A 4,990-nucleotide genomic window follows, 5' to 3' on the forward strand; every position below is an offset into this window, starting at 1 on the left:
ACTAAAAATAAGGTAGGTTTTGATACATATGCATAGTATCAATTTCTATAATTTTGAAGAAAGAAAAGATTACAAACAAGGTTAGGATAATCCGATATATAATAAGAAGGTTGGTGATATTATGAATATATTTTTTAACAGCCGAATTTATGCTAATCAGTCATTGCTTAATGTCCTGTTTGGTCAACAACAAAAAGCGACAATCAGTCGAAGCAATGGTTGTATAGGCACAAGAGATACTTTGACGATAAGCGCATCAGGAAAGGAAAAACTTACAAAAAGTACAAGTGGAAGAACACATAATACAAGTATTGATAGCAGCATTGACTTAAAGTCCTATATAGCTTCAGCCAAAAAAACGAATCAGGAGATCATTGAGAATGCAGGAACACAGATTAATGCGAAAACAAGTGAATATATGAGTACAGGTAAAGCATTTAGGGAGGCATTAACGGAAAAGTATTCTAAACTTGCCGCAGAAGCAAAAACGCATTCCAATCCTGAAAATTATATTCATTCCAAGTATTTTGATAAGAGTTCAGAGTATTACGAGACTAATCTGACTGATACAGAACGTAGGATTGCATATAATTATGAGATGCAGATGTGCCGGACAGGAAAGATAAATGGTGTAAATTATCAGGATTCTTTGTTCAGGGGAATTGAAGTGGACGGTGACAGTGTAGATTCGGATAAAATCCAATTTGAAAGAGCATTGATAAATTCGCAAATTTCAAATATTTTAAAGCAGGCTGGTGTAGATACATCTTCTATTACGAAAGATTGTACTTTTACTGTCGATCCATACAGTTATGAAATAACGGTAGATGGCGTGGATGAAGAAACAAAGGTGTTGATGCAGGATGCCTTAAATGTAGGAGATAACGGAAAAAACCTCTATAAGCATATATATTATTGTTCAACACAAGATGGCTGTGAGAGTTCTCAGATAACAAAGGAATCAAAAATGAAATACGAAGCATATCATCAAGTTTATAGTTATACAGGATATGAATTAGATAAACTTGAGGAAAAAAACGGGACATATTATACGGAGTCAGGAGAGAATATATTAGACTTAGTGGATAAGGCTGTTGAAGATTCTGGAAAAGTTCCGAAAGAGTTCAAGCAGCAAATGAAGAATTGGATACATGACCTGGTTTCAACTATGTCAACTAAAGGATGGAACAATGTGCCGGATATGACTTTAAGCATTTTATATGGAAAGAGTGGTTTAAAGGACATGAATCAGTTGATCACATATCAATATGAAGCTGATAGTACAAACAGGCAATGGTATTCTGTACTTTAGAAATATAATATTTTTGAAAAAATATAGGGAAGTGTGTCAAGTATAGTAATATAGTTTTTTAGATAAAATATATGATTCGAAATTTTTAAATTAAAAAATAAACAATAGAGGGAGGGAAAGCGTTTTAATAATGAATCTATATAAATCAAAAAACTATAAAATAAAGAACTATGAACAGAAAGGAATTATTCATGAAAAAGAGAAAAATAGCAACAATATTATTGGCAGCATGTTTGTTGTTAGGAAATGTCTCAGTAGCGAATGCGGCAAGTATTGATAATGGCAATAAAGTACATTTCAATACAGAAGATAACGACACGGATTTAACATTATTACAATCGAAAATTGCAACCGAAGAAGTGACTTGTGACTTTACGGATGCAACAAATGATGGAGCAAGTGCATATGCAGATACAAGAAGGGTGTCAAATAAATATATGTGGAGTGCAAGCACGATGGAATATAATTTCTCTGATCAGAAATGGACATCGAATACAGAAATTTTTAGTACATATGCAAAAACATCAGAAGGGTTTGTAATGTCTGGTTTCTTACTGAATCCAAAAGGTCAGAGCAACTATAATTCGGCATTAAGAGAGGGGTATCTGAATGATTCTGCATATGATGAAAATCAGGGACATTATTATCAATGTGTTGTTTCGGATGAGGACTGTAATAATATTACATTTATGTTAGAATCTAATGTTAATGTATTTATTTTTGACAATGATATAAATTTAATATATCGTTCATCGGATGAGGCGGGAGTTACCAGTTATTTTGACAGATATTATTCAACAACTAAAACGATTGCAGGAACGTCGAATAAGGTAATTAGTTTAGGTCTTATTGATGGAAATTATTATATTGTTTTTAAGGTAAAAGATGCAACAGCAACTACCGGTTATCATTATGGATATTATGCTGGACAACCATTGCCAATAGCACAAACAACAACCTTTTCGGATCTTACACATTATACAACAATAAAGTGGAATCGAAGCTCATCTAGCCAATCAGCAAGTACGCAAACATTGACCATTAATTGTCCTAGTGGAAGTGAAGATGAGTATGCATTGACAGGTGTGAAATTTTCGGATAAATCAAAAGCATTTGCTAATAATACATACGCATCAAGCATTGACTATTATTATACGCCAGCAACTGCTAGTTATTCAAAAAAACTAGCACAAACAGGTGGTTGGTGGAGTGACTTGGTTGACAATAATCCACCATCAGGATCAATTGATGGAAACTATGCAACATCTGTTACAGTACATTGGGTAAGTGGTATTTCTTATGTAAATGCTAGTTGCACTACAATGACACAGATGACATTGGATTATTTAGTTCCTTTCGGAATAATAGTGGGCTAAATATTTAGAAAGATAAATAAATTACGGATGGTATTTTTATACCATCCGTGGATTCCAAGAGGTGACGATAAGATGGGACACTATGTACATTATATAGGTGGCGGAATAGTAGATAGTAAAATATATGAGACAGGAAATGCAGCAAAAAGTTTTAAATCGCCGATGAAAGAATTAAATGAGCAAACGGTGTTAATAGAAAATGCCAAAACAAATAAGAATGATAGTTATCATCAGCATACGAAATACGATGATCAGGTAGATCGCTATTACAGTACATATGATATAGGAACATTGTTGCATAATAATGAAAGTTATTTAGAGGGAACAATCGATTCAAAATATGATGTAGATTACTATTCTTTTTCTTATCCGCAAAAAAGTTTTTACTCTAAAATGGGTATATCTTCAGAGATAACGATTTCATTGGAAAGCAAGAATAGTCAGGCATATAATTTAGTATTGTACGATTTATATGGCAATCAGATTGGAATAGCGACAGATGATGGACATGGTAATAAACAGCTTACGGTACCTAATTGGGACTGCGTTACATCAGATTATGTGATCAGAGTAGAAAATTCCAATATGACATCGGATTCCGGGGAAGGTTCCTATAGAATAAAAATTACGGAAACGAAAAACAGGGATACTTCAAGTAGTAATGTGCAGCACTCACAAGAAATAGCAAATGCAGATAATTCAGAAGAAAAAAATGCAATAAAGCAGAAATATGAAAAAACATATCAAAGCGAAATTGACAAATTACATCAGATGCAATTTGAAGCGTTGCCGGAAGATGAAAAATATTCGGGAACGGATAGTGTAGAAGAATTATTAAATAAGATGAAAAAGGGGGAGCAGTTAAGTGTGTCGGAAATGGCATATGTGAAAATATTTGCCAATTTATCTGATTATGAGAGAGCAGAGAAGTCGAATTATATAAAAAACGATTTTTATGCAGAAATAGAAAGAATAGCAAATGAAAAAGGAATTGAACTGCCAGATACATCATGGAAAATTGAAATAGATGTATCTGGAACTATTACGATTAACGGGGACATTACAGAAGAAAACAAAGAACAGATAAAAAATATGATATCGGAAAATTTTGCTGATGATATGTGGGAAAAATATATTCAGACAGCAGATATTTCTAACACACAATATAGATTAGTAAATGCTTACTATGAAGTGGAACAGTTCATTCAGAAAGCAACAAATGGACAGTATTCATTTGACGATATAAACGTAGATGACAATGGGAAGATTACCGGACTTCCAGAGAAAATGTGTAAAATAATGAACTCCCAGGAAGCCAATGCGAAATATGAGGAAATACGAGATAATATCTATATGCTGACGGATTATAAAAATCAATATGGATTGGAGGATATTCTTGCATTTAAGGCAGGGTATAATATTTCGGACTCTGAGGTAAGTACTGTGGGTACATCTGGCAATAATAGTGTTATGGATAATGCAGGATACTATAAAAATATGAAAACTATAATATAATGATAGAACCTAATAGAAATGGCGGGTTTAAAAGACATGAATCAGTTGATTACATATCAGTATGAAGCTGATAGTATGGACAGACAATGGTATTCTATACTGTAGCAATATAATTTGGGGGGAAAATATAGGAAATGTGCCGTCAAGATGATGGCACATTTCCTATATATATGATATTTATTTAGAGCCTATTTAGATAATATGCAGAGTACTTTATATTTATTTAATGGAAAAATAAAAATTACCGATATAGTAGGAAGATAGGAAGAAGGTGAGTAATATGCTGGAAATTGCTGTTTGTGATGACGATATAGCAGATCTTGAGTGTGCAGTGAATATGCTGCATAAGATTTTTACAAGTCAAAAGATTGCTTATCATATAGAGAAATTTATGTCTGCAAATCAAATGCTTGAAAATATCAGTCGTATTGATATCGGAATTTTAGATATTTCGATGGAAGAACTGAATGGTATTAAACTGGGGAGAAAATTGAAAGAAAAATTTCCAGATGTGAAATTAGTGTATATTACGAGTTATGAAGAATATTGTATGCAGGTCATTAACGAAGTTCATGCATTTTCATTTCTATGTAAACCATTGGAATATGATAAACTGGAATTGCAGATATTGGAACTTCTGAATCAACTGCCGGATGCCATAGTAGAAAAGAATTTTTATAAAGTGACTGACAGCAATGGAAAAGAGTATCTGTCGATCAAACTGAAACTGAGGGATATTTTATATTTTGAATACATAAAAAGATCCAGAAAAGTACTGATAGCATTG

4 protein-coding genes are annotated in these 4,990 nt (G+C 32.8%); all 4 read left to right on the forward strand.

Going from position 1 to position 4,990, the window contains the following annotated elements:
* Positions 1-121: 121 nt before the first annotated feature.
* Positions 122-1,312, forward strand: a complete 1,191-nt coding sequence (locus M72_RS12270; RefSeq protein ID WP_008115725.1) for a DUF4885 family protein — start codon at positions 122-124, stop codon at positions 1,310-1,312.
* Positions 1,313-1,503: 191 nt separating this feature from the next.
* Positions 1,504-2,688, forward strand: a complete 1,185-nt coding sequence (locus M72_RS12275) for a DUF6947 domain-containing protein (protein ID WP_041254362.1) — start codon at positions 1,504-1,506, stop codon at positions 2,686-2,688.
* Positions 2,689-2,760: 72 nt separating this feature from the next.
* A complete protein-coding gene (locus M72_RS12280) occupies positions 2,761-4,203 on the forward strand; it encodes a hypothetical protein (RefSeq protein ID WP_015517468.1) in 1,443 nt (480 codons plus the stop codon).
* A 280-nt stretch (positions 4,204-4,483) separates the two neighbouring features.
* Positions 4,484-4,990, forward strand: a 507-nt coding sequence (locus tag M72_RS12285) for a LytR/AlgR family response regulator transcription factor (RefSeq protein WP_055068425.1), incomplete at its 3' end; no start/stop codon positions are given.

It is taken from the genome of Roseburia faecis (assembly GCF_001406815.1).
Lineage (GTDB): Bacteria > Bacillota > Clostridia > Lachnospirales > Lachnospiraceae > Roseburia > Roseburia faecis.